We start from the raw sequence: 23,707 nt of genomic DNA, 5'->3' as shown, positions 1-23,707 counted from the left end.
GAATCCCGGTGATGAAGAAGTACATCCTGGTGGGGATCGACGAGACGCCCGAGGCACAGCTCGCGCTGCGGTGGGCAGTGGAGGCGGCCGGGGCGCGGGAGGCGCCGGTGCGGGTGATCCGCGCGTACCTGAACGAGCTGAGCCGCTGGCCGGCGCTCGGGGTCGAGGGCTATGTCCCGCCGCCGATGCCGCTCGACAAGTACGAGCGCCAGCTCGATCACGCGGTGCAGTACGCCCGCGATCGTCTCGGGTACAAGGGCGGGTCCGGCTGGCTGGCGAACGAGGATCCGGCGCACGCGATCCTCGCCGAGGCGGTGGACGCCGAGATGGTCGTGGTCGGGACCCGGTCGCGGAACAAGATGTCGGCCGCCGTGCTCGGTTCGGTCGCGACGTCGGTGGCGGCCAAGGCGCCCTGCCCGGTGGTCGTGGTGCGCGGCGAACGCCGTACCGGACCGGTTGTCGTGGGCACCGATGGGTCTCCGGACTCCGAGGACGCGCTGAGGTTCGCGTTCGAGGAGGCGGCGCGGAGCGGCGAGCCGCTGCGGGTCGTGTATTGCTGGCAACCGCAGGTGGAGAATGCCGCGGCGATCGACAGTACGGAGGCACTGCTGAAGACCTGGCTTGCCGACAGCCTGCGACCCTACCGGGACAAGTACCCCACGGTCGCGGTGCGCGCCTCCGTGGCCGCAGGGCGGGCCGGCTCACGGCTCGTGAAGATGTCGAAGAAGGCGTCGCTCGTCGTCGTCGGGTCGCGCGGCCGCGGCGGTGTCGCCGGTCTGCTCCTCGGCTCGGTCAGCCAGAACCTGCTGCATCACGCGCACTCGCCCGTGGCGATCGTCCGGCGGCACAAGGAGTCCTGATGAGGCACTTCATGACAGTCTCCGACGTGATGACGAAAGGCGTCGTCACGGTCACCGAGGACACGCCGTTCAAGGTTGTCGCCGCTCTCCTGGCAGAGCACCGCATCAGCGCGGTCCCGGTCCGGTCCCGGTCCGGTGGCGTGGTGGGCGTGGTGTCCGAGACGGATCTGCTCCGCAAGGAGGAGTTCCAGCGGACGCCGCGGCGTGTGCTGTCCTGGTCGCGTCGCACGGCCCGCTCGAAGGCACGGGCGCTGACTGCCGGAGCGTTGATGACCAGCCCGGCAGTCACCGTGGAAGGCGGCTGCACATTGGACGAGGCGGCTCGGCTGATGGCGGCCCGTGGCCTCACCCGTCTGGTGGTGACGGACGGGGACGAGCTGATCGGGATTGTGGCGCGCTCGGACCTGCTCCGGGCCTTCCTCGGCTCCGACGAGGATCTCCTGGCCCGGGTACGGCGCGACGTCGTCGACCGCCACCTGTGGGACGACCCGTTGGCGGTGGAGGTCTCCGTACAGGAAGGCGTCGTGATGCTGAGCGGACAGGTGGAGAAGCGCAGCACGGTCGCCTTCGCCGAGCATCTGATCGCCGGCGTGGACGGTGTGGTCGGCGTGCACAACGGGCTGACCTGGAGGGTCGACGACACGACGCGTTCCACAGGCGCCACGTTCTACTGAGGAGGCGCGACGTACCGTTGCGGCATGGTGCTGCGGCGGAGCTGGGTCGAGCAGATCATGGGTCTGCCCATCAGTGTCCTCGCGCGCGGGCCGGGCGCGAGGACCCGGCGGGTGGAGGCCGTGGTGCGGGAGGTGTTCGCCGAGCTGACCGAGGTCGATCGGGTGTTCTCGCCGTACAAGGCCGACAGCGCCGTGAGCCTGCTGGCGCGTGGTGCGCTGACCTGGGACGGTGTCGATCCGGTGGTGCGCACCGTGGCCGAGCGGTGTGTTGCCGCGCGCGAGCTGACCGGCGGCCTGTTCGACGCGCAAGTGCCCGGCGGCGCATGGGATCCTTCGGGATTGGTCAAGGGCTGGGCTGTCGAGCAGGCGGGTGAGCTGCTGCGGGCGGTCGAGGACGTGGACTGGTGCCTGAACGCCGGCGGTGACGTACTCGTGGTGTGCCCGAGCAACGAGCCCTTCACGGTCGGCATCCAGGATCCGCGCGACCCGGGTGGCGTCGTCGCCGGCCTGCCGCGGACCGGCGGCGCGGTGGCGACGAGCGGGACCGCGGCGCGCGGCAAGCACCTGTACGACCCGCGGTCCGGCGGTCCGGTGGACACGCGGTGGCTGTCGGTTTCGGTGACCGGTCCGTCGCTGGAGTACGCCGATGTGCTCGCCACGGCCGCGTTCGTGGCGGGGGACGACTGGCGCAAGGTCCTGCTTCCCGGGTACGAAGGGCTCGGAGTGCTTGCCGACGGCACCTTGTCCGCGACCGCCGGCTGGGGACAGGCATGAGTTCGCGGATCCTGGTGGTCGAGGACGACGCCGATCTGGCCCGGCTGCTCGACCGTGTGCTGACCGACGAGGGGTACGCCGTGACGCGCGCGGGTGACGGCCACACCGGACTGCACCTGGCCTTGACGCGGGACGTGGACGCGATGATCGTCGACCGCGGCCTGCCCGCCGTCGAAGGGCTGGACCTGATCGCACGGCTGCGGGGTCGCGGTGTCGGCACACCGATCTTGGTGCTCTCCGCACGGAACAGCACGGCGGACCGGGTCGAAGGCCTCGACGCCGGCGCCGAGGACTATCTGACCAAGCCGTTCGAGCTCACCGAGTTGCTGGCCAGGGTTCGTGCCCTGCTTCGCCGTCACCTGGATCACGCCGTCGAGCTCGCCGTACCCGATGGCTCGCTCGACCTGGCCACTCGGACGGTACGGCGTACCGACGGCAGGCCGGTGGAGCTGTCCGAGCGCGAGGCCGCGTTGCTCGCGCTCCTGGCGGCCAGACCGGGGATCGTGTTCAGCCGTGCCGAGCTTCTCGACCGGGTGTTCGGCGGTGCGGAGTCGGAGACGGTCGTCGACACCTACGTGCACTACTGCCGACGGAAGCTCGGGCGTGGCGTGATCAGCACGGTGCGCGGTCTCGGCTACCGGCTGGGCAAGCTGTGAGTGGCCGGCCGATCGGTGACGAAGTGCTGGTTCGCCGCGCTGCCCGTGACGTCGCCGTCCAGGCCGCCGCGCTGGTCGCGTTGGCGATGCTGCTGCTGATCACCCTGGTGACACTGGTCGTCGTGCGTGGGCAGGCCGGCGCGGCGGACGACCTGCTCCGGTCCGCCGTCGTGACGGCCGACGATGTCGGCGATCCGCCCGCCGGAACCTGGCTGGTGATCGCCGATTCCTCCGGCGTGACCACGTCACCCGGTCTGCCCACGGAGCTTCTTCCGGAGTTGGCGGCGCTGCGCGCTCAGGCCGGAGGACAGATCCGGTTGACGACGATCGGCGGCGACGACGACGGCGAGTACCGCATCGCCAGCGGTCTCGCCAAGGGCCGGCCGGTCCAGGCCGTGCTGGATCTCGCGACGGCGCACCGGGAGCGTGCACGGCTGGTGCAGACGATGGGGTTCGCGACCGCGCTCGGCCTGGCACTGGCCGGGTTGCTGGGCGTGCTGATCGGGCGTCGCGCCGTACGGCCGCTGGCGCAGGCGCTGACGCTGCAGCGGGCGTTCGTGGCCGATGCCGGTCATGAGTTGCGGACGCCGTTGACGTTGCTGAGCACCCGGGCCCAGGTGCTGGTGCGGTCTCTGCGCCGCAGCGGTGCCGACGACGAGATCCTGGGCGACGCGGACGGCGTCGTCGACGACACCCGCCGGCTGGCCGACGTCGTCGACGACCTGCTGGCCGCGGCCGATCCTCGCGGCGCCGAGGATCACGAGCCGGTCGACCTGGTCCGGATCGCGCGGGATCTCACCGAGACCGCGCACGCCCATGCCGAGCAGGCCGGGGTGCTGCTGCAGTGGCAGGCCGACCGCGACACCGCGCTGGCTCTCGGTTCGCCGAGCGCGATCCGGCGGGCGACGATCGCGCTGGTCGACAACGCGATCGATCACACACCACCTGGTGGTGACGTGCGGATCGCCGTACGGCGGCATCGCGGTGACGTGATCCTGGCGGTCAGCGACACCGGTCCGGGAATCGGCCCGGAGGCCGCGCAGCGCGTCCTGCGGCGGTTCGACTCCGGTGGTCACCGGGCCGGACGGGCCCACTACGGGCTGGGGCTGGCGCTCGCGCACGACGTGGCCAACCGGCTCGGCGGTCAGCTCCGGCTCGTGCCGAGCGAGGTCGGGGCGACCTTCGAACTCGTCCTGCCCGCGATCGCGGAAGACGGTCCAAGGAAGGGCTAAGAATCCGCGGTCATCGTCGTCGCATGACGTACCGCGTACCCGCGCCGGCGGCGAACCGCCCGCGGACCATGCACGTCCGGCGACGGCCGCGTCCGACGCCGGCGTGGTGGCGCGACGCTGTCGGTGTCCTGTGCTGGGTGAGCGTGCTGGTGGTGGTCGCGCTCTGGGTGTCCGGGCGTGGCCTGCAAACCGTGGCGGACGGGCCGGCCGGCCTTCTCACGTCGCTGGGGAGGCTGTCGGGCCTGATCGCGGCGAACCTGTTGCTGGTCCAGGTGTTCCTGATGGCCCGGGTGCCGATGATCGAGCGCAGCTACGGCCAGGACGAGTTGACCCGCCGTCACCGGCTGGTCGGCTTCTGGTCGTTCAACCTCCTGCTGGCGCACATCGCCTTGATCCTCGCCGGGTACACGCTGCGCGATCACCGCAACCTGCTGCGCGAGACGTGGTCCGTCGTCACGACGTACGGCGGGATGCTGCTCGCCGTCGCGGCGAGTCTCGCGCTGGCGCTGGTGGTCCTCACATCGGTCAAGGCCGCGCGGAAGACGCTGCGCTACGAGTCGTGGCATCTGCTGCACCTGTATGCCTACGTCGGAGTCGGGTTGTCCGTTCCCCACGAGATCTGGACCGGTGCCGACTTCACGACTTCCCGGGTTGCGCGGCTGTACTGGTGGTCGTCGTACGGCGTTGCTCTCGGCGCGACCCTGCTGTACCGGATCGCACTGCCGGTCTGGCGGACGCTGCGGCACGGGCTCACCGTGCGTGAGGTGATCCGCGAGGCGCCCGGTGTGGTGACCGTTCTGCTCGGTGGGCGGAAGCTGCACAGGATGCCGGTCCGGGCCGGGCAGTACTTCGTGTTCCGGTTCCTCGACGGTCCGGGATGGTCACGGGGCAACCCGTACTCGTTGTCGGCCTCGCCGGCGCCGGACCGGCTCCGTGTGACCGCGAAGGCCGCCGGCGACGGCAGCAGCCGGCTTGCGCGGTTGCGGCCTGGTACGCGGGTCGCGGTCGAGGGCCCTTACGGCCGACTGACCGCGGAGAGCCAGGTCACCGATCGCGTCGCGATGTTTGCCTGCGGCATCGGTATCACCCCGCTGCGCGCGTTGCTGGAGGACCGGCCGGGTGCGGAGGTCCTCGTCTACCGCGCACGCAGCCTGGCGGACGTGGTCTTCCGCGAAGAGCTCGAGCAACTGTCCCGGCGTTACGGGGTCGCTCTGCATTACCTGCTCGGTCCCCGTCTGCGGGGCCGGGAGTCGTGGTTGCCGGAAGGCGCCCGGTCCTGGTCCGACGAGGACGCCGTACGGCGCCTGGTGCCTGGAATCGCGCGGTACGACGTGTATGTCTGCGGGCCCGACCGGTGGATGGATGCGATGTGTGCTGCGCTGCGTGCGACCGGGCTGCCGCCGAACCAGTTGCACCAGGAGCGGTTCTCGTGGTGAGAGGAGTGGGAGCGTGAGGCGCGGACTCAGGCTGTTGATGACGGTGGCTACCGCGGCGGTGATCGCGGCGTCGTTCCGCGCGAGTATGCAGCCGCACTCGACCGTCGGAAGTGCCGCCGTGGTCAGCCCCGCACCGCCGGCAACGCCGTCGTCCAGGCGGCCGCCGGCCACAGGGCGCCGTACGCCGGCGTCGCCCACTCCAGCCGCCGGCTCGGCGCGACCGTCGTCGGTCGTGGTAGCCGGCGGTGTCGTCGACACGCAGTACGGGCCGGTCCAGGTGGAGATCACCGTGCGCGGTGGGCGGATCACCAGGACACACACGCTGCAGCACCCGAGCGGTGACGGGCGGTCCGACGAGATCAACAGCTTCGCGGTCCCGCAGCTCGACCGCGAGGCGATGGCGGCACAGAGCGCCCGGATCGACACGGTCTCCGGGGCCACGTTCACTTCAGAGGGGTATCGCCAGTCGCTGCAGTCGGCACTCGACGCCGCCCACCAGGCCGGTGCGCGATGACGACGCATTCGAAGCGATTGCGGCGCAACCTCGTGGTCGGCGGAGTCACCGCCGTACTCCTCGTCCTGCTGATGCTTTACCCGACGAGCCGGAACCACCGGACACTTGGACAGAAGGAACCCGAATGCAGACTGTCAACGGCCTTCCCGCACACGTACTCCTCGTGCACGCCGTAGTCGTCCTCCTCCCGCTCCCCTGGCCGCGCTCGTCGTCGTGCTCGTGCCGATCACCACCGAAGCGGGCGAGTGGCTCGAGCGGCGCAGCGAACCTTCCTCGCACCTGCCTCGAAGGCCCTCACCACGGGCCTGACCGTGGTCGCTGTGCTCGTCTCGGGCGCCGCTGTGTACGACGTCGTCCGCATCGGCGACTCCGGCGCCAAGGCCAGCTGGAACAACTGGGCTGCGCGCCCCTGACGCCGTCAGGTGATCTCCAGCTCAAGGGTCCGGGTGGTGCACGACGGCGACCGGGCAGTGGGAGTGGTGAAGGAGGCCGCGGGCCACGGATCCCATCCGGAGTTCGGAGAACGCGGTCCGTCCGACGCCACCGACCACCACGAGATCCGCGTCCTGGGACTCGCGGGCCAGGACGCGGACCGGGTGGTCGGTGACGGCGTGCTGCCGGACGACGGTGCCGGGGTACTTCGCCGTCCAGCCGTCGAGGGTCTCGGACAGCAACTCGTCGGCGTTCTGGATCCACAGCTGCCGTGCCGGGTCCTGCCAGGTGCTGGGATCGGGCCAGGCTTCCCGGAGCTGGATCGCGTGTACGCCGAAGAGCTCCGCGCCGGTCGCGCTCGCCAGCTCGAACGCGAAGCGGACCGCTTCCTGGCCCTCGACGGAGCCGTCGACACCGACGACGACCCGTCCGCGCGCGGGCGCTGCGGGGTCCCAGGTGTCCGGGACGACGATCAACGGGACCTTCGTGGCCAGCGCCGTACACACCTGGGAGGTGGAGCCGAGGACCAGTTCGGCGAAGCCACCCATCCCGCGGCGCCCGACGACCAGAGCCTGCGAGCTTTCGGACAGGTCGAGCAGGACCTGTGCCGGGTGCCCGTGGCGGACTTCGAGCGTCGCGGCCGAGAAGCCGATCCTGTCGAGCGCCTCGCCGGCGTCGTCGAGCACCTCACTGCCGTCATCGGGTCCGGGCGGAGGCGTGCCGACGGGCAGTTGCCGGTCCTCGTCGACGACGTACACCGCATGCAGCGGCGCCTGCCGCAATCCGGCGTACGCCGCTGCCCACGTCAGCGCGATGATTCCGTCCCGGGAGCCGTCGATCCCCACCAGGACGGGCAGTCCGCTGGTCATCGGGTCCCACCTTCCGAACGTCGGGCCGGCTCAGTGGACGATGGCGATCGGGCAGTGAGCGTGGTGCAGCGCGCTCTGGCTGACCGAACCGAGGAGGAGACCGGTGAACCCGCCCCGGCCGCGGGAGCCGACGACCAGGAGGTCGGCGGACTCGGAGCGCCGGACCAGGGCCTGCGCTGCCGAGCCGGTGACGAGCTCGGTCGTCCACTTGACGTCCGGATGGTCGGCGGCCGCGCCGGCGACGGACTCCGCGACCAGCAGCCGCGCCTCGTCGCGGATCTTCTCCTCGTCGAACTGCAGCATCGACGCGCCGTCGGCGTAGGTGAGGAACGGTGAGGTCCACGTATGCAGGGCGACGACCTGGGCGTGCCGGGCGTCGGCCTGGTCGAAGGCGAAGTCGATCGCCTTCGCCGACGTCTTCGAGCCGTCGACGCCGACGACGACAGTGGCGCCTTCGTGTGCGTGCGCCCGCAGGTCGGGCGGGATCACGACCACCGGGCACCGCGCGTGCGTGGTGACCTGGACCGCGACCGAGCCGACCAGGAGGCCGCTCCAGCCGCCGAGGCCACGAGATCCCAGGACGACCATCCGGGCGTCCTCTGCCGCCTCGACCAGGATCTGCGAGGCGGGGCCTCCGGCCAGGCTGCTCTCGACCGTGAGATCCGGGTGGTGCAGACGGATCCCTTCGGCCACCGCGTCGAGCCCTTTCTGGCGCGCGGTGCGGACCGCCTCGAGCGGTACGACGTACCCGGGCGCGGGCCGCGTGACGATGACGAGCTCGAAGGCTTCGACGAGTCGCAGCGGCGCCCTCGTACGGACGGCCTCGGTGGTCGCCCAGCGCAGGGCGCTCTGGCTGCCGGTGGAACCGTCGTACCCGACGACGATCGGGGCGGGTTGTGTGGTCATTGCGATCTCCCTTGGTCAGAGGCATGGCTCGGTGCTCCGCCGAAGCGGATCAACGTGTAGTTGAGGCAGTCCGCCCGGAGGTCGTGCGAGGTGGCGGTGAGCAGGACACGTTCGAGGGCGACGCCGGCCTGGAGCTGGTCCGCGGGCTCGGCGCCGTGGGTCACGACGACGGCCAGCGCGTCCAGCGGAAGCCAGGTCAGATGGGCGTCCTCGATCGCCGCGGCCCGCTCGAGCACGCGGCGTACCTGCTGGTCCGGAGCTGTTGCCGGGCGGGTGAGATTCCGCGACAGGATCGCGGCGTACAGCTCCTGCAGCTCCTGGTCCGGCAGGCCGGTCGGCTCGACGACGATCCGGGCGGCGAGGGTCGGGTCGTGCGGGTACGGGAAGCGGCTGATCCAGCTGTCGAAGTTCATCGACGCGGCGGCGCACCGCAGGTTGAACACGGCCGCACCGGTCGCGATGCGCTGGACCCGCGCCACCGGGTCGGACGCGGCGGCGTCGAGGCGGAAGTCGACGAGGTGACCGTCGACCTCGATACGCCAGGGGCGGGGGACATGCAGCCCGGGCGCGGCCTCGGCGGCGTGCAGCAGGACGCCGAGCGCCGTGGACGTCAGCTGGTCGGTGAGCACTGTGCGCCTCCCTGAGCCGATCTGTCTCCCCGCTTCCAGGGTCTGCTCGTCGGTGCGCGTGCGGAACCGGCATACGTCCCGGGTCCGGCGGGCCGTTCGGCACTTCGGAAGGGGGTGGTGCCGGAGGATCCGGTTACTGGGGGCTTTGAAGGGCCGCGTGCGGGATGACGGCGACCGGGCAGGGGGACTGGTGCAGCATCGTCTGGCTGACCGAGCCGAGCACGAGACCGGCGAAGCCGCCGCGGCCGCGTGATCCGACGACGAGCAGCTGGGCGTCGGCGGACCATTCGAGGAGCAGCTCCGACGGATGGCCGGTGACCTCGATGAGCTCGGTGTCGTCCGCGAGGGCATGCGCGCGAACGCCGGCCAGCAGGTCGTGGTCGTCGTCCTCGTCCTCGCCCAGGACCGCGACGATCCGGGCCGTCAGCCCGTGCCGTCGCGCGTAGCCGAGGCCGAAGTCGACCGCGGCATCGGCCGGCCGCGATCCGTCGTACCCGATGACGACCTGACTGCCGGCGAGCGAGTCCTCGGTCGGTCGTACGACGACCACCGGGCAGTGCGCGTGCGCGGCCAGCTCGGTCCCGGCTGAGCTGACGACGAGCCCGAGCAAGCGTCCGGTGAGCCGGCTGCCGATCACGATCAGCTCGGCCTGCCACGACTCCGCGAGCAGTACGGCGGCCGGGAAACCGTCGACGCGCTCGCCGGTGACCGGCACGCCCGGCTCGAACTTCCGCGCCAGCTCGACCGCGTCCGCGACGATCCGGTCGGCCTGTGCGCGGAGCCCCGGCGCCATGTCGCTCGCGCCGAGCGGGACCCCGCGGAACTCCGCCCAGATGAACGCGTGCACGAGGTGCAGTTCCGCGCCGCGCGACGCGGCCTCGGCGGCGCCCCAGCGGATCGCGTTCTCGCAGTCGGGACGGCCGTCGATGCCGACGACAACCTTCGTGGTGCTCATGGTGTCCTCCATTGCCAGTTCCGGATCTCGGGCAGGTCCTCGCCGTGCTCGAGGATGTAGGCGTGGTGCCGGGCGCGCTGGTCGATCAGCCACTGGCGGACCTCGGCGGCGCGCTGGCCGAGGCCGGGCACCCGGTCGATGACGTCGAGTGCAAGGTGGAACCGGTCGAGATCGTTGCGCACCACCATGTCGAAGGGGGTCGTCGTGGTGCCCTCTTCCTTGTAGCCGCGCACATGCAGGTTCTCGTGATTCGACCGCCGGTAGGTGAGGCGGTGGATCAGCCAGGGGTAGCCGTGGTAGGCGAAGATGATCGGCTTGTCCTGCGTGAACAGCGCGTCGAAGTCCGCCTCCGGCAGCCCGTGCGGGTGTTCGCTGGCGGGTTGCAGGCGCATCAGGTCGACGACGTTGACGACGCGGATCTTCAGCGCCGGCAGATGTTCGCGCAGCAGGCTGACCGCGGCGAGGGTTTCCAGGGTCGGTACGTCGCCCGCGCAGGCCATGACCACGTCGGGGTCGCCGTCGTCGTTGCTCGCGAACTCCCAGACCCCGAGCCCGCGGGCGCAGTGCAGCGCGGCGGCTTCGGGCCCGAGCCAATCGGCCTGCGGCTGTTTCCCGGCGACGATGACGTTGATGTAGTCCTTGCTGCGCAGGCAGTGGTCTGCGGTGGCCAGCAGCGTGTTGGTGTCCGGCGGGAGGTAGACGCGGATGACCTCGGCCTTCTTGTTGACGACGTGGTCGATGAAGCCGGGGTCCTGGTGGGAGAAGCCGTTGTGGTCCTGCCGCCAGACGTGTGAGGTGAGCAGGTAGTTGAGTGACGCGAGCGGCCGGCGCCAGGGGAGTGCGCGGGTGACCTTGAGCCACTTCGCGTGCTGGTTGACCATCGAGTCGACGAGGTGCACGAACGCCTCGTAGCAGGAGAACCAGCCGTGCCGCCCGGTCAGCAGGTAGCCCTCGAGCCAGCCTTGACAGGTGTGTTCACTGAGGATCTCCATCACCCGGCCGTCGACCGCGAGGTGTTCGTCGGTCGGCAGCACCTCGGCGTTCCATGCCTTACCGGTGACGTCGTAGAGGGCGTCGAGCCGGTTCGAGGCGGTCTCGTCGGGCCCGAAGACCCGGAAGTTGCGGTGCGGCAGGTTGGCCCGCATCACGTCCCGAAGGTAGTCGCCGAGCACGCGGGTCGGCTCGTGTTCGGCTCCGCCTGGTGTTTCGACCGGTACGGCGTAGTCCTCGACGTCGGGCAGTTCGAGGTCACGCCGGAGCAGGCCGCCGTTGCTGTGCGGGCTCGACCCCATCCGCCGCTCGGACGCCGGCACCTGCCGCAGCAGGCGCTCCACCGGCCGGCCCTCGGCGTCGAACAGTTCGTCCGGGCGGTAGCTGCGCAGCCAGTCCTCCAGCATCCGCAGGTGCTCCGGAGACGTCCGGACACCCGCCAGCGGCACTTGATGCGACCTCCAGGTGCCTTCCACCGGCACGCCGTCGACCTCGCTCGGGCCGGTCCAGCCTTTCGGTGTCCGCAGCACGATCATCGGCCACGGCCGGCGGGACACGTCGGTCTGTGAGCGTGCCTCGGCCTGGATCGTGGCGATGTCGTCGAGGACCTGTTCGAGCGTGAGCGCGAGCGCCTGGTGGACGTGCTCGGGTTCCGAACCGTCGACCAGGTACGGCCGGTAGCCGTACCCCTCCAGCAACCGGGTCAGTTCGTCGTCGCCGATCCGCGCGAGGACCGCCGGGTTCGCGATCTTGTAGCCGTTCAGGTGCAGGATCGGCAGTACAGCGCCGTCGGTCTTCGGGTCGAGGAACTTGTTCGAGTGCCATGAGGCCGCCAGGGGCCCGGTCTCGGCCTCGCCGTCGCCGATCACACACGCCACCACGAGGTCCGGGTTGTCGAGTACGGCGCCGTACGCGTGGCTCAGCGAGTACCCCAGCTCGCCGCCCTCGTGGATCGAACCGGGCAGCTCCGGCGCGACGTGGCTCGGGATGCCGCCGGGGAACGAGAACTGACGGAACAGCCGGGCCATGCCGCCCGCGTCCCGGGAGACGTCCGGGTAGGTGTCGCTGTAGCTGCCCTCGAGCCAGGTGTTGGCCGCGATCGCGGGCCCGCCGTGGCCGGGACCGATGACGTACATCATGGTCAGGTCGCGGCGGCGGATGACCCGGTTGAGGTGCGTGTACACCATGTTCAGGCCCGGCGTCGTTCCCCAGTGGCCGAGCAGCCGCGGCTTGATGTGCTCGGGTCGCAGCGGCTCGGTCAGGAGCGGATTGCCGAGGAGATAGATCTGGCCGGCGGACAAATAGTTGGCGGCGCGCCAGTACGCGTCGAGATCGGCGAGTTCCTCGTCGGACAAGGGCTTTCCGGTGAGTTCATGCATGGCCTTCAGCCTGGTCGACGCCCGTCCGCGCAACCAGAGGCGAAGGTCCCGGCACTTCGAGGACCTATCGGCAGTGTGCCGGTGAAGCGTCTCAGGCCGGTAGCCACGGGTTGATCAGAGGGATGTTCAGGGGCTCGAAGTCGGCGAGGTTGCGGGTCACCACGGTCATGCCGTGCTCTTCCGCCGTCGCGGCGATCAGCGTGTCGCGGTCGGGTCGCGGATCTGGAACGTGCAGCCGTGCCGCCCTCCGCGCCACGGCCAGATCCACGGGGAGGATCCGGCCGGCGAACTCGGCCAGGACGCTGCCCTCCAGCCAGAGGCGAAGGCGCTGTCCTTGCGCCCGGTCCTTCCGTTCGAGTCGCCCGATACCGATCTCGAGCTCCAGGACGGTGACGACGCTGAGGTGCAGGTCCGAGGGGCGGCAGGCGGCCGCCCACGACCGCACGTTGCCGTCGGCCACGCGGATCGGCTTGCGCAGTTCACTGATGACGTTGGTGTCGAGCAGAAAGGTCACAGGTCGGGGATCTTCAGCTCGATCCGGACCGGCTCAGGCTCGAAGTCGATCTCTTCGTCCATGCTCAACCGGTCAACGAGGTCTTTCCCGTCCTCACGCAGCCGCCGGTACTCCTCGAAGGACAGCAGCACGTACGCCGGTTCTCCGCGGTCGGTGATCACGACAGGCCCTTCGGAAGCCGCTCGCTTCGCCGCACTGACATCCCGGTTGAAGTCCCGTGCACTCATTGCCGTCATCGCGATCACCTCCTGCGTAGGTACGTACCTACAATACTGCAGGCGGTAGAAGGTGACAAGCAGCACCACAGCTCACCGTCCGACCGGTGGAGATCTGTCGCAGTGCCTGGGACAGCGTGCGTTCGTAGGTTGTCAGGACACCGACGGAGAGGTCGAGTACGTCGTCGACGGCCTCGAGATCGCGGTGGCGGTGGGTGATGAGGAGCGTCGTACGGCCCTCGGTGGCTCGGGTGATGTCGTGGATGAGGTCGTCGGCGGTCGGGCCGTCGAGGTGGGCGGTGGGTTCGTCGAGGACGAGTACGGCGGGGTCCGCGAGCAGGGCGCGGGCGAGCACCAGGCGCTGGCGTTCGCCGCCGGAGATGCGCGCGCCGCGTTCTCCGACGGTGGTGGCGAGCCCGTCGGGTTGCCGCCGTACCCAGGCGCCGAGGCGGACCTGGTCGAGGACGTCGAGGAGTTGTTCGTCGGTGGCGTCCGGCTTGCCGATCAGGAGGTTCTCGCGGACGGTGGCGTCGAAGACGTGGTCGTCCTGCCCGCACAGCACGACCTGCCGGCGGTACGACGCTTCGTCGAGGGCGGCGAGGTCCATACCGCCGAAGGTGACCCGGCCGGACTCGGGCGTCAGGAACCCCATCACCGTCGCCGCCAGCGTGCTCTTCCCGGACCCGCTCGGCCCGATCAACCCGACTCGTTGCCCGGGGCGCAGGTCGAGGTCGATCCCGGCCAGCGCCGGATCGGCCGCCCCCGGCCAGCGGACGGTCAGTTGTCGCACGGACAGCACGCCGGCCTCCGCAGGCGCAGTGGTCTGGTGGCCGGGTGGAGCCGGTTCGGTGTCCCAGGCAACTGATGGTGCGGGGAGGTCGGCCAGGGCCCGCAGCCGGTCGGCGGCCTGCCGGCCGCGGATCAGGTGCCGTGCCGCGGCGGGGAGCGGGGTGACGAGTTCGAACGCCGCCAGCGGAGTGAGGATCAGGACGGCGAGGACGACGCCCGCGAGCCGACCGTCGCGCACCGCGGGGACGCCGACGAGGATCTCGCCGGTCACGGTGCAGGCGAGTGCGGTGTTCGTGATCGCCGCGCCCACACCGGTGGAGAACGCGGAACGCCGCAGGATCCCGGTCAGGCGGGCGTCCTGCCGCCGGATCTGGTGCAGTCGCTGGTCGGTCGCGCCGTACGCGGTCAGGTCCGCGAGGCCGGTGAGCAACTCGTGGACGCCAGTGGTCAGTGTCGACCTGACCGGGGCGAAGCGGCGTTCGGCCCGGGCGGACAGCAGGAGCGAAGCGGCGGGCGCGCCAAGGCCTGCGGCGGCCAATCCGACCAGCAGGACCACTCCGGCGGCCGGCAAGAGCGCGGTGAGCAGCGCGACCGTGGCGATGCCGGTGAGCAGGCTGATCGCGATCGGGAGCAGGGCGCGGACGAGCAGGTCCTGGATGGCGTCGACGTCCTGGGTGACCCGCGTGAGCAGGTCGCCGGCCCGGGAACCGCCGAGCCCGGCTGGCGCGGCGCGGTCGAGATCGATCCAGGCTTGGACGCGGGTCCGGCCGAGCACACGGAACGCGGCGTCGTGGCCGACGAGTCGTTCGGCGTACCACAGGACGCCACGCCCGATGCCGAAGGCACGGACCGCGACGATCGTGACCGTCAGGTAGAGCACCGGCGGATGCTCGGCGGCGCGCGAGATCAGCCAGGCCGAGGTCGCCATCAGCCCGATCGAGCAGGTCATGGCGAGAACGCCAAGGACTGCGGCCGCAATCAGGCGCTTGAGCTCTGGCCGTACGACGACGCTCAGCCAACGGAAGGTGGTCATGCCGGTACCGCCGTACGGTCCAAGTGGACGACGCGGTCGCACAGTTGCAGGAGCGCGGGGCGGTGGGTGACGAGGACGACGGTACGGCCCGCGAAGGCGCCCGGGAGCGACTCGAGGAGGGCCTGTTCGGTGGCCGGGTCGACGCTCTCGGTCGGCTCGTCGAGCAGCAGCAGCGGAGCGTCGCGCAAGATCGCCCTGGCGAGCGCGATCCGCCGCCGCTGCCCAGCCGACACCCCTGCACCCCGCTCGCCAAGCACAAGATCGAGCGGTACGTCGACCCGCGCCGCACGAGCCGCCCGCCGTACGTCGACCCACGCCTCGCGCGCACTCCGTCCGCTGTCCGCGACGACGGTCCCGAGCTGGATGTTGTCCGCCACGGTGCCGGCGAACAGGACCGGATCCTGGCTCATCCAGGCGACGCCGCGCCGCCAGCGGTCGAGGTCTGCCTGGGCGAGATCGATGCCGCCGGCAAGGACCTGGCCGGCGTCCGGGCGGACGGTGCCGAGGAGCAGGCCGAGCAGTGTGGACTTCCCGCCGCCGCTGGCACCGACCACGCCGGTCACCTGCCCGGGCTCGATCACAACCGAGACACGGTCGAGCACCGGCGCACTGTGCGTCGAGAGCGCGGGTGTGGTCGAAGGGTTCGTCTCCCGCCCGTCAACCGTGACCTCCCGCAGAACGATCGCGGCGGCGGGATCGGCGATCAGCTCACCAGGCGGCGGCGCGGCGTGGTCGATGACGGTGAAGAGCTCGTCGGCCGCGGCGAGGCCTTCGGCGCTGGCGTGGTAGTGGGCGCCGAGGAGCCGCAGCGGCAGGTAGGCCTCGGGAGCGAGGATGAGGACGAGCAACGCGGTCCGCAGGTCCAGCCGGCCGTCGACCAATCGGAGGCCGACGGAGACGGCGACCAGTGCGACGGACAGCGTCGCGACGAGTTCGAGAACGAGAGAAGACAGAAAGGCGATCCGTAACGTGGCGAGCGTCGTACGGCGTTGGCGGTCGGCGAGCCGGCGGATCGTCGCGACCTGTGCGCGGGACCGGCCGAACACCTTCAACGTGCCGATCCCGGCGAGGACGTCGAGGACGTGATGCGCGAGTGTCTGGATCGTCTCCCAGTGACGCGCGGTCGCTGCCTTGGTGGTGAGCCCGACGAGAACCATGAACACCGGGATCAGCGGCAGTGTGACCACGACGATCACCGCACTGAGCCAGTCCGCGGCCAGCATCCTGGCGGCGACGACCAGCGGGACGATGCCGACGAGCACGAGCTGCGGCAGGTAGCGGGCGAAGTAGTCGTCCAGGGCGTCGATGCCACGGGTGGCCAGCGTGGTGAGCTCGCCACTGCGCTCGCCGGTCAGCCAGCGTGGGCCCAGGGCAACGATCTTGTCGAGGAACCGCATCCGCAGCTCGGACTTGACCGCGGCGGAGCACCGTTGCGCGACCACCTCGGCGACCCAGGCGAGCACGGCCCGGCCGAGCAATGTGGCGGCCAGGGCAAGGACCGGAGCGCGCAGGCGGTCGAGCGCGAGACCACCGAGGAAGGCGTCGGCGATGATGCCGGCCAGCAGCCAGGCCTGGATCAGGATCAGCGCGGCCTGTGCGGTGCCGGTCACGGCCGACAGCACCAGGAAGATCCTGGTGCCGCGGGTGTGACGAAGCAGCCTGCGATCGACGGCCGGCATCAGGAGACCGTGACCTGAGGGATGTCGTCGCGGGTGAGCCGCCGGCGGAAGACCCAGTAGGTGTAGCCCTGGTACAACAGCACGATCGGCGTGAAGCTCACCGCTACCCAGGTCATGATCTTGAGCGTGTACGGCGTGGACGCGGCGTTCGTCGTGGTAAGGCTGAAGGCAGCATCGGTCGTCGACGGCAGGACGTTCGGGTACAGCGTGACGAACAGTGTCGCGGCCGCGAGCACGATGGTGGCCGCCGTACCGAGGAAGCCGAGACCGTCGCGTCCGGCGCGCGAGGCGAGGATTCCGCCGAGCAGGCAGACCGCCGCCAGCACCGCCAGGACCCAGGTGATCCACGACCCGTCGTACGTCTGGGTCCAGAGCAGGAAGGCTGCCGCGAGCGGCACGGTTGCGGCGCCGAGCGGCAGAACCAGTGCGCGGGCGCGGTCGCGGACCGGTCCGTGCGTCTTGAGTGCGAGGAAGATCGCGCCGTGCAGGGCGAACAGGACCAGGGTGGTCAGCCCGCCGAGCAGGGCGTACGGGTTCAGCAGGGTGAAGAAGTTGCCGGTGTAGTCGTGGTTCTCGTTCAGCGGTACGCCGCGGACGATGTTGGCCAGCGCCACGCCCCAGAGCAAGGCCGGTACGGCGCTGCCGATCACGATGGCGAGGTCCCAGCGCCGGTGCCAGGCCTCGTCGTGGAGCTTGTTGCGGTACTCCAGGGCGAGGCCGCGCACGATGAGCGCGACGAGGATGACCAGCAGCGCGAGGTAGAAGCCGGAGAACAGACTCGCGTACCAGAACGGGAACGCCGCGAAGGTCGCGCCGCCGGCGACCAGCAGCCAGACCTCGTTGCCGTCCCAGACCGGGCCGATGGTCCGCAGCGCGACCTGACGGTCGACCGGGTCTTTGGCGACCGCGGGCAGCAGCATGCCGACGCCGAAGTCGAAACCCTCGAGCACGAGGTAACCGGTCCACAGGACCGCGATCAGCAGGAACCAGATGTCGGTGAGTTCCACTGGAGGACTCCTCAGTACAGGAAGGCGGCGTCGGGCTCGCCGGAATCTTGGGTGTCGGGAGAGGGCTCGGCCGGCACGGTGCGGGCGAAGCGGAGCAGCAGCATGACCTCGATCACGGCGAGGACGCCGTACAGGAGGGTGAAGGTGACCATCGAGGTCAGGACGGATCCGGCGCCGACGGTCGGCGAGACGCCGTCGCGGGTCTGCATCAGGCCGAACACGATCCACGGCTGGCGGCCCATCTCGGTGAAGATCCAGCCGAAGCTGTTCGCGGCCAGCGGCAGCAGCGGCAGCACGATCGCCGACCGCACCAGCCAGGGCGAGGGCCGGCGGTCCCGTCTGCGGAGGTACCAGAGCGCGATCACCGCGACGAGCGCGGACAGCAGCCCGAACAGGATCATCAGCCGGAAGGTCCAGTAGGTCACCGGGATGTTGGGTTTGTAGCTGCCGGGTCCGAAGCGTTGCTCGTAGGCGGCCTGCAGGTCGTTGATGCCTTCGACCTTGCCGTTCCAGGTGCCGGTGGCGAGGAAGGACAGCCCGTGCGGCACGGTCACCGACCAGACTTCGCGCTGGCCGTCGAGCGATCCGATCGTGAGCAGCGAGAAACCGGCCGGCTGCGAGGTCTCGTACAGCGCCTCGGCCGCGGCCATCTTCATCGGCTGGGTCTCGGTCATGATCTTGCCCTGGATGTCACCGGTCACGAAGACCGCGACGGCGGCGATCAGCACGGTGATCGCGCCGAGCTTGACCGTCGGACGGAACAGCTCCTTCCGTTCCTCGCCGCCGCGCAGCACGTGCCAGAGCGCGATGCCGAGCATGAAGGCGCCGCCGGTCAGGAAGCAGGCGGCGATCGTGTGCGGGAAGGTGACCAGCGCGACCTTGTTGGTCAGCACGGCGCCGAAGTCGTGCAGTTCGGCCCGTCCGCTCGCCTTGTCGTAGCTGTAGCCGACCGGCCACTGCATCCACGAGTTGGCGGCCAGGATGAAGTACGCCGACAGTTGCGTGCCGATCGCGACGAGCCAGATCGAGGCCAGGTGCACCTTCTTCGGCAACCGGTCCCAGCCGAAGATCCACAGGCCGAGGAACGTCGATTCCAGGAAGAACGCGAGCAGCCCCTCGATCGCCAGCGGGGCGCCGAAGATGTCGCCGACGAACTTCGAGTAGGCGCTCCAGTTCATGCCGAACTGGAACTCCTGCACGATGCCGGTGACGACACCGATCGCGAAGTTGATCAGGAACAACTTCCCCCAGAACTGGGTGAGCCGCCGGTACTTGACCTTGCCGGTCCGGTACCAGGCGGTGTGCAGGCCGGCCACGAGTGCCGACAGGCCGATGGTGATCGGCACGAACAGGAAGTGGTAGACGGTGGTGATCCCGAACTGCCACCGGGCAAGGTCGATCGCATCCATGGTCCTCAGCGTCCCGGCCGGCGCCCGTGCCGACCTAGAGGCAAAGGTCCCGGTGCCCCGGGACCCAACGGCTCTGTCGTGGGAGGGGCCGCGCGCGATGGGCTGGAGGGGTGTCGGAAGGAGCTGCCACATGACGGCGATCGAGCGGCCGGGTACGGCCTCGGGTGAACAGCCGGGAACGGGTTGGGATGTACTGGCCTCGGACGGGTCGGTGGTACGGATCCGGCCGGTGCGCGCGGACGACGAACCGGCGCTGGCGGCCATGAACGACCGGGTGTCGGACGAGTCGATGTACCTGCGCTTCTTCGGCATCAGCCGCCACATGGCCGACGAGTACACCCACCATCTGGCGGCAGACCGCGACGGTCATGTCGCGCTGGTCGCGGAGTACGACGGTGACGTGATCGGGATCGCGAGCTACGAGACGATGCGCGCGGGCGAGGCCGAGATGGCGTTCCTGCTGCAGGACTCGGTTCATGGCAAGGGAATCGGGACGCTGTTGCTCGAGCAGCTCGCCGGGACCGCCCGGGAGAACGGTATCGAGCGGTTGCGTGCCGACACGCTGGGCGAGAACGCGAAGATGCTGCGGGTGCTCGTGGACTCGGGGTTCGAGCAGGTCCGCAAACTCGGGAGCGGAGTGGTCGAGCTGGTGCTCGACACCGCGTACCACCCAGTGACGCTGGAGAAGATGGCCGACCGTGAGCGCGCGGCCGAGAACCGCTCGCTGCACCGGCTGTTCTGGCCCCGGTCGGTCGCGGTCGTCGGCGCCGGGCGGCAGCCCGGCGGCATCGGGCACGAGCTGCTGCGGAACATCGTGAACGGCGGTTTCACCGGATCCGTGTACGCCGTGAACCCGCACGCCGGCGACCCGGGCGCAGGCGAGATCGCGGGCGTACCGGCGTACCCGTCGATCGCAGGGGTGCCGGGCCCGGTCGACCTCGCGGTGATCGCCGTTCCGGCGGAGCGGGCGCTGCAGGTCGTCGCCGAGTGCGGGGAGTGCGGCGTCGGTGGCGCGGTGGTACTGACGGCGGGGTTCTCCGAGCTGGGAGCACCCGGCCGGGAGCTGCAGCGCGAGCTGCTGGCGATCGCTCGCCGGCACAGCATGCGGCTGATCGGCCCGAACTGTCTGGGCCTCGTCAACACGGCCCCGGAAGTGAGCCTGAACGCGACGTTCGCGGAGGTCGCACCGCGTCCCGGATCGCTCGCGATCGCGGCCCAGTCGGGCGCGGTCGGGATCGCCGTCCTGGAGCACGCGGGCCGGACCGGATTGGGCATCTCCGAGTTCGTTTCGCTGGGCAACAAGGTCGATGTCAGCGGCAACGACATCCTGCTGCACTGGTGGGGTGACCAACGAACCGCTGTCATCGGTTTGTATCTGGAGTCTTTCGGCAACCCGCGCAAGTTCGGCGGCCTGGCCCGGATGATCGGGCGGACGAAGCCGATCCTGGTCGTCAAGGGTGGCCGCTCGGCCGGGGGCCGCCGGGCAGGGACCTCGCACACCGCCGCGGCGGCGACCCCGGAGACCGCGGTGGACGCGCTGTTCGCGCAGTCCGGCGTACTGCGGATGGACACCGTCGAGGAACTGGTGGAGACAGCCCGGGTCCTGGCCGTACCACCGCTGCCGCGCGGACGCCGGCTCGCGGTGGTCGGAAACGCTGGTGGTGCTGGGATTCTCGCCGCGGACACCGGCGGGCGCCTCGGGCTGGACGTGCCTGAGCTGAGTACGGCGGTTCAGCAGCAGTTGGCCGAGGTAGGTGCCGTAGGGACTGGGAACCCGGTCGACCTCGGCGCCGCGGCGTCCCCGGCGAGTCTCGAGCGCGCGGTGAAGATCATCGTGCGCAGCGGCGAGGTCGACTGTGTCGTGGTGAACTATGCGGCCACGCGCGCGGGCAACGTCGCGGACATCTATGCCGCGATCGCCGGTGCCGCCGATCAGGCGGAGGTTCCGATCGTGGTGAACTGCGTCGGGTCCGCGCACGCGGGTTCGGAGATCGCGCTGCCGGACGGGCGGCGGCTGCCCGTGTTCCCGTTCCCGGAGAGCGCCGTCCGCTCGCTGTATCACGCCGTACGGTACGCCGAGTGGCGCGCGCGGCCGCAAGGCGCCGTACCGGAGCTGGCTCGCGTCGACGCGGCCGGCGCCCGTGCGGTCGTCCAACGGTTCTTGAAGGAATCGCCCGAGGGCGGCTGGCTCGATCCGCATCAGGCGACTCAGCTGGTCCGGCGGGCCGGCGTACCGGTGATCAAGGTCGCGACCGCGCTGACGCGTTCGGAGGCGCTGGCCGCCGCGGAGGCGGCCCGCTACCCGGTCGCGCTCAAGACCGCTGCGCGCGGCGTCCTGCACAAGACCGACGTCGGTGGCGTGCGGGTCGGACTGGCCAACGCGGTCCAGCTGGGCAGGGCGTACGAAGAGGTCACCAACGCGGCCGGCGATCCACAGGTCGTGGTGCAGGCGATGGCGCCGAGCGGGACCGAGCTGGCGATCGGCGTCGTACGCGACCGGCTGTTCGGGCCGCTGCTGATGGCGGGCAGTGGCGGCGTGCTGACCGACGTACTCGCGGACCGTCAGTGGCGCGGGTTGCCGCTGACCGACCTGGACGCTCTCGAGATGCTCCACTCGTTGCGCTGCGCCCCGGTGCTCGCCGGCTATCGCGGCGCTCAGGCCGCCGACCAGGCCGCCGTCCTTGACGTCATCCACCGGATCGCCTGGCTGGCGGACCTGGTTCCCGAGCTGGCCGAACTGGACATCAACCCGCTGGTCGCGGCCCCGGGCGGGGCGTTCGCCGTCGACGTCCGGGTCCGCCTGACACCGGCTGCCCCCGAGCCCGACTGGTACGCCCGGCACCTGCGCGGCGACCAGATCTGAGTCAGAGGCGGACGCGTTCGAGGTAGGACGGTGTCACGGCGGTCCAGTCGAGTTCGTCCTGGATCCGGCGAGCGAGTTCGGCGCGGGCATGGTCTTCTCCGTGGACGACGTACACGGTCTCCGGGGGCCGCGGCGCGGAGGAGAGCCAGCTGACCAGTTCGTCGGAGTCGGCGTGCGCCGAGAACTCGGACAGCCCGACGACCTGGGCGCGAACCGGCACGTAGCGGCCGTGGATCTTGACCGTCCGGGCGCCGTCGAGCAGCGCGCGTCCGCGGGTACCGGGGACCTGGAAGCCGGGCAGGATCACGGTGTTCCGTTTGCCGGGCAGGAGCCGCGCCAGGTGGTGCAGGACGCGGCCGCCGGTCGCCATACCGGAGGCCGAGATCACGATCGAGGGCCGGCCGGGATCGCTGATCCGCATCGACTCCTCGACTGAGTGCACCAGGCGCAGCGTGCCGGGGTCGAACGGATCCGGGCCGCCGATGATCTCGGGACGGAGCTCCGGAGACTTGTTCGTGACCGCCGCGCGGTAGACGTTCAACGCGGCCAGCGCCATCGGACTGTTCACGTAGACGGGCAGCCGGGGAATCAGGCCGTCCCGCATCAGACCGGCGATCTCGTGCAGGAGAACCGCCGTACGGTCGATCGCGAACGCCGGCATCAGGACGACACCGCCACGGGCGGCTGTCGCGCTGATCAGGTGTCCGAGCTGTGCATGGTCGAGTGGCTGGTGGTGACGGTCGCCGTACGTCGCCTCGACGAGGACCGTGCCGACCGCCGGCGGAGGCTCCGGCGGACGGAGCAACGGGTGCTGCTGCCGGCCGAGATCGCCGCTGACCAGGAGCCGGTGATCGTCGAACTCGACCTCGGCGAAGGACGAGCCGAGGATGTGCCCCGCTCGGTGCAAGGTCACGGACGCATCGGCGAGCTCGACGCGGCCGGTGGCCGGACGGAAGAGGCGGATCGCCAGTTCCGCGTCCTCGCCGTCGAACAGTGGCTGCGGCGGATCGTGTTTCGAGTAGCCGCCTGCGCGGGCGTGCTGCGCGTCCTCGACCTGGAGGTGCGCGGCGTCGCGGAGCACGATCGCCGCGACGTCCGCCGTACCAGGTGTGCAGATCACCGGGCCGTGGAAGCCCTCCCGGACCAGGCTCGGCAGATAGCCGCAGTGATCCAGGTGGGCGTGGGTGAGGACGACGGCGTCCAGCGAGGCCGGATCGACGGGAAAGGGATCCCAGTTACGGCGCCGCCAGCGGGCCTCGCCCTGGAACAGACCGCAGTCGAGCAGGATCCGTTGCCGGTCCTGCTCGACCAGGAACTTGCTGCCGGTCACCGTCCCGGCGCCGCCGAGGAAGGTGAGCGTGCTCATCGGACGTCTTCAGGGGTTCGCTCGAAGCGGACGGCCACCCGGGTCAGGGCGCGCAGCGCGGCCACAGTCTCCGCGATCGCCCGGTGGGACTCGGTCGGGTGAACGGTCCTCAGCAGGTCGCAGCGCAGCTCTTCGAGGCGACCGAGCAGGTGCTCGATCTCGGTGACGACCACATCCTGCGAATCCAGGGCGGTCAGCGCCGGCACGATCCGCGCGCGGAAGGCGAGGAGCGTGTGCTGCGCCTCGGCCAGCCGGCGTTCTTCCAGGAACCAGTTCTCGGTGTTGCTGGTATCGGCGATGTTCTCGAGGTCGGCTTCCCAGCGGTCGATCTCGGCGCGCAACGTGGTCATGACGACTCCTCCCACTACCTTTCGCTTCCAGAGTCGCTGCCGGCGGGCGATCGCGCTGCGGGCAAGAGTCCCGAGCTTCGAGGGTCCTAGGGACCGTTCAGCGGAGAACACCGGCCCTGCCAGGGCGAGACTCGTTGGCGTTCGGTTGAGGTGTCGACCGAGTGTGCTGGAGGAGC

The 23,707-nt window shown here is 70.4% G+C and carries 22 protein-coding genes; 9 read left to right on the top strand and 13 right to left on the bottom strand.

Annotated elements, in window-relative coordinates; translation table 11 throughout:
* Positions 1-11 precede the first annotated feature (11 nt).
* The 8 genes from E0H92_RS37220 (at position 12) to E0H92_RS44825 (ending at position 6,559) form a co-directional block, all read left to right on the top strand.
* Positions 12-860 carry a universal stress protein gene (locus tag E0H92_RS37220; RefSeq protein WP_131499582.1) on the top strand — a complete coding sequence of 283 codons (849 nt, stop codon included), beginning with the start codon at positions 12-14 and terminating at the stop codon, positions 858-860.
* Positions 860-1,534, top strand: coding sequence for a CBS domain-containing protein (locus tag E0H92_RS37215; protein WP_202874012.1), 675 nt, complete (start codon positions 860-862; stop codon positions 1,532-1,534). The genes E0H92_RS37220 and E0H92_RS37215 overlap by 1 nt, the downstream gene beginning before the upstream one ends.
* Positions 1,535-1,558: 24 nt before the next feature.
* Entirely contained in the window at positions 1,559-2,308 is a 750-nt protein-coding gene (locus E0H92_RS37210; protein WP_131499581.1) for an FAD:protein FMN transferase, read from the top strand.
* Entirely contained in the window at positions 2,305-2,964 is a 660-nt protein-coding gene (locus E0H92_RS37205) for a response regulator transcription factor (RefSeq protein WP_131499580.1), read from the top strand. Before E0H92_RS37210 ends, E0H92_RS37205 begins: the two co-directional genes overlap by 4 nt.
* A gap of 23 nt (positions 2,965-2,987) precedes the next feature.
* A complete protein-coding gene (locus E0H92_RS37200; protein ID WP_131499579.1) occupies positions 2,988-4,196 on the top strand; it encodes a sensor histidine kinase in 1,209 nt (402 codons plus the stop codon).
* Between the two features lie 23 nt (positions 4,197-4,219).
* Positions 4,220-5,632: a ferredoxin reductase family protein gene (locus E0H92_RS37195; RefSeq protein ID WP_202874011.1), complete on the top strand. Its 1,413-nt coding sequence runs from the start codon at positions 4,220-4,222 to the stop codon at positions 5,630-5,632.
* Positions 5,633-5,645: 13 nt separating this feature from the next.
* The gene (locus E0H92_RS37190) at positions 5,646-6,146 is read left to right on the top strand and encodes an FMN-binding protein (protein WP_238173761.1); all 501 of its coding nucleotides are present in this window, start codon (positions 5,646-5,648) and stop codon (positions 6,144-6,146) included.
* 245 nt (positions 6,147-6,391) lie between these two features.
* Positions 6,392-6,559: a hypothetical protein gene (locus tag E0H92_RS44825; RefSeq protein WP_202874010.1), complete on the top strand. Its 168-nt coding sequence runs from the start codon at positions 6,392-6,394 to the stop codon at positions 6,557-6,559.
* A 21-nt stretch (positions 6,560-6,580) separates the two neighbouring features.
* Here E0H92_RS44825 and E0H92_RS37180 read toward each other — a convergent pair whose 3' ends face one another.
* The 11 genes from E0H92_RS37180 to E0H92_RS37130 all read right to left on the bottom strand — a co-directional run bounded on the left by E0H92_RS37180 (position 6,581) and on the right by E0H92_RS37130 (position 18,952).
* The gene (locus E0H92_RS37180; RefSeq protein ID WP_131499578.1) at positions 6,581-7,447 is read right to left on the bottom strand and encodes a universal stress protein; all 867 of its coding nucleotides are present in this window, start codon (positions 7,445-7,447) and stop codon (positions 6,581-6,583) included.
* Positions 7,448-7,477: 30 nt separating this feature from the next.
* Positions 7,478-8,353: a universal stress protein gene (locus E0H92_RS37175; RefSeq protein WP_131499577.1), complete on the bottom strand. Its 876-nt coding sequence runs from the start codon at positions 8,351-8,353 to the stop codon at positions 7,478-7,480.
* Positions 8,350-8,982, bottom strand: coding sequence for a hypothetical protein (locus E0H92_RS37170; protein WP_131499576.1), 633 nt, complete (start codon positions 8,980-8,982; stop codon positions 8,350-8,352). Before E0H92_RS37170 ends, E0H92_RS37175 begins: the two co-directional genes overlap by 4 nt.
* Before the next feature lie 133 nt (positions 8,983-9,115).
* A complete protein-coding gene (locus E0H92_RS37165) occupies positions 9,116-9,937 on the bottom strand; it encodes a universal stress protein (RefSeq protein WP_165550211.1) in 822 nt (273 codons plus the stop codon).
* Complete coding sequence (locus E0H92_RS37160; protein WP_131499574.1) at positions 9,934-12,306, bottom strand: phosphoketolase family protein; 2,373 nt, start codon at positions 12,304-12,306, stop codon at positions 9,934-9,936. The genes E0H92_RS37165 and E0H92_RS37160 overlap by 4 nt, the downstream gene beginning before the upstream one ends.
* Positions 12,307-12,397: 91 nt before the next feature.
* Positions 12,398-12,820 (bottom strand): type II toxin-antitoxin system VapC family toxin, encoded by a 423-nt coding sequence (locus tag E0H92_RS37155; protein ID WP_131499573.1) that lies wholly within the window; start codon positions 12,818-12,820, stop codon positions 12,398-12,400.
* Entirely contained in the window at positions 12,817-13,056 is a 240-nt protein-coding gene (locus E0H92_RS37150) for a type II toxin-antitoxin system Phd/YefM family antitoxin (RefSeq protein ID WP_131499572.1), read from the bottom strand. The genes E0H92_RS37155 and E0H92_RS37150 overlap by 4 nt, the downstream gene beginning before the upstream one ends.
* A gap of 28 nt (positions 13,057-13,084) precedes the next feature.
* Positions 13,085-14,857, bottom strand: coding sequence for a thiol reductant ABC exporter subunit CydC (gene cydC / locus E0H92_RS37145; protein ID WP_131499571.1), 1,773 nt, complete (start codon positions 14,855-14,857; stop codon positions 13,085-13,087).
* Positions 14,854-16,536, bottom strand: a complete 1,683-nt coding sequence (gene cydD, locus E0H92_RS37140; protein WP_131499570.1) for a thiol reductant ABC exporter subunit CydD — start codon at positions 16,534-16,536, stop codon at positions 14,854-14,856. Before cydD ends, cydC begins: the two co-directional genes overlap by 4 nt.
* On the bottom strand, positions 16,536-17,543 hold the full coding sequence (cydB, locus tag E0H92_RS37135; protein ID WP_131499569.1) for a cytochrome d ubiquinol oxidase subunit II: 1,008 nt from the start codon (positions 17,541-17,543) through the stop codon (positions 16,536-16,538). The genes cydD and cydB overlap by 1 nt, the downstream gene beginning before the upstream one ends.
* An 11-nt stretch (positions 17,544-17,554) precedes the next feature.
* Positions 17,555-18,952, bottom strand: coding sequence for a cytochrome ubiquinol oxidase subunit I (locus tag E0H92_RS37130; RefSeq protein WP_131499568.1), 1,398 nt, complete (start codon positions 18,950-18,952; stop codon positions 17,555-17,557).
* Positions 18,953-19,082: 130 nt separating this feature from the next.
* On the opposite strand from E0H92_RS37130, the gene E0H92_RS37125 reads away from it, so the two are divergent.
* The gene (locus E0H92_RS37125; protein ID WP_165550210.1) at positions 19,083-21,815 is read left to right on the top strand and encodes a bifunctional acetate--CoA ligase family protein/GNAT family N-acetyltransferase; all 2,733 of its coding nucleotides are present in this window, start codon (positions 19,083-19,085) and stop codon (positions 21,813-21,815) included.
* A gap of 1 nt (position 21,816) precedes the next feature.
* On the opposite strand, the gene E0H92_RS37120 is transcribed toward E0H92_RS37125, so the two are convergent.
* Together E0H92_RS37120 and E0H92_RS37115 are read right to left on the bottom strand one after the other, a co-directional pair.
* The gene (locus E0H92_RS37120; protein ID WP_131499566.1) at positions 21,817-23,181 is read right to left on the bottom strand and encodes an MBL fold metallo-hydrolase RNA specificity domain-containing protein; all 1,365 of its coding nucleotides are present in this window, start codon (positions 23,179-23,181) and stop codon (positions 21,817-21,819) included.
* Positions 23,178-23,531: a hypothetical protein gene (locus tag E0H92_RS37115; protein ID WP_131499565.1), complete on the bottom strand. Its 354-nt coding sequence runs from the start codon at positions 23,529-23,531 to the stop codon at positions 23,178-23,180. The genes E0H92_RS37120 and E0H92_RS37115 overlap by 4 nt, the downstream gene beginning before the upstream one ends.
* Positions 23,532-23,707 lie beyond the last annotated feature (176 nt).

Origin of the sequence: Kribbella speibonae, assembly GCF_004331375.1 — a bacterium.
Classification (GTDB): Bacteria; Actinomycetota; Actinomycetes; order Propionibacteriales; family Kribbellaceae; genus Kribbella; species Kribbella sindirgiensis.
The sequence above is the reverse complement of the archived record's forward strand: the minus strand, read 5'-3'. Positions and strand labels throughout refer to the sequence as shown.

Coding starts and splice junctions, on each gene's coding strand:
- E0H92_RS37160 (WP_131499574.1), bottom strand. CDS start 12,306: ATGCATGAACTCACCGGAAAGCCCTTGTCCGACGAGGAACTCGCCGAT.
- cydC (WP_131499571.1), bottom strand. CDS start 14,857: ATGACCACCTTCCGTTGGCTGAGCGTCGTCGTACGGCCAGAGCTCAAG.
- E0H92_RS37180 (WP_131499578.1), bottom strand. CDS start 7,447: ATGACCAGCGGACTGCCCGTCCTGGTGGGGATCGACGGCTCCCGGGAC.
- E0H92_RS37150 (WP_131499572.1), bottom strand. CDS start 13,056: ATGACGGCAATGAGTGCACGGGACTTCAACCGGGATGTCAGTGCGGCG.
- E0H92_RS37205 (WP_131499580.1), top strand. CDS start 2,305: ATGAGTTCGCGGATCCTGGTGGTCGAGGACGACGCCGATCTGGCCCGG.
- E0H92_RS37115 (WP_131499565.1), bottom strand. CDS start 23,531: ATGACCACGTTGCGCGCCGAGATCGACCGCTGGGAAGCCGACCTCGAG.
- E0H92_RS37130 (WP_131499568.1), bottom strand. CDS start 18,952: ATGGATGCGATCGACCTTGCCCGGTGGCAGTTCGGGATCACCACCGTC.
- cydD (WP_131499570.1), bottom strand. CDS start 16,536: ATGCCGGCCGTCGATCGCAGGCTGCTTCGTCACACCCGCGGCACCAGG.
- E0H92_RS37125 (WP_165550210.1), top strand. CDS start 19,083: ATGACGGCGATCGAGCGGCCGGGTACGGCCTCGGGTGAACAGCCGGGA.
- E0H92_RS37120 (WP_131499566.1), bottom strand. CDS start 23,181: ATGAGCACGCTCACCTTCCTCGGCGGCGCCGGGACGGTGACCGGCAGC.
- E0H92_RS37175 (WP_131499577.1), bottom strand. CDS start 8,353: ATGACCACACAACCCGCCCCGATCGTCGTCGGGTACGACGGTTCCACC.
- E0H92_RS37165 (WP_165550211.1), bottom strand. CDS start 9,937: ATGAGCACCACGAAGGTTGTCGTCGGCATCGACGGCCGTCCCGACTGC.
- E0H92_RS37195 (WP_202874011.1), top strand. CDS start 4,220: ATGACGTACCGCGTACCCGCGCCGGCGGCGAACCGCCCGCGGACCATG.
- E0H92_RS37210 (WP_131499581.1), top strand. CDS start 1,559: ATGGTGCTGCGGCGGAGCTGGGTCGAGCAGATCATGGGTCTGCCCATC.
- E0H92_RS37215 (WP_202874012.1), top strand. CDS start 860: ATGAGGCACTTCATGACAGTCTCCGACGTGATGACGAAAGGCGTCGTC.
- E0H92_RS37220 (WP_131499582.1), top strand. CDS start 12: ATGAAGAAGTACATCCTGGTGGGGATCGACGAGACGCCCGAGGCACAG.